This window comes from Tamlana crocina (assembly GCF_012037625.1).
The window spans coordinates 1-404 of the sequence record NZ_JAAVJS010000354.1 but is presented as its reverse complement, the minus strand read 5'-3'; the positions used below and the strand labels follow the sequence as shown (position 1 = coordinate 404).

Annotated in this window: 1 protein-coding gene; it reads left to right on the top strand. The window is 36.4% G+C overall.

Going from position 1 to position 404, the window contains the following annotated elements; translation table 11 throughout:
• Positions 1-200: 200 nt before the first annotated feature.
• Positions 201-404, top strand: a 204-nt coding sequence (locus tag HC176_RS19710; RefSeq protein WP_209309775.1) for a hypothetical protein, incomplete at its 3' end; no start/stop codon positions are given.

Genomic DNA, 404 nt, shown 5'->3' with positions numbered 1-404 from the left:
AGAGTGGTAGCTATCTTACGATTGCTAAAACCATCTAGGTTTAGGGAAATAATTTGTTTTAAGTCCATCGGATCAAGGGTGTTGGCCATATCTTATTACATTTTTTGCAACAAGATATTACTTGATCTTCCAAAGTGGCACAAAACGAACCGATACGACTGGCACAATTTGAACCGTTATGGTTTTCTTTGCTGCCAAAAGTGGCACAAATTAAACCGAAATGCCTGGCACTAACCGACCGAAACCACTGGCACAATTCGAACCGAAATAGCCAAATAGCTCAACTGAAACATTCCTTTTCCAAAAATGTATTAAAAACCAAAATGTGGGTCATACCTATTCAAAAGAATTCAATTAATACACTGTTTTTTCCAATATTTTATGGTCTTGATTTAACCAACAAG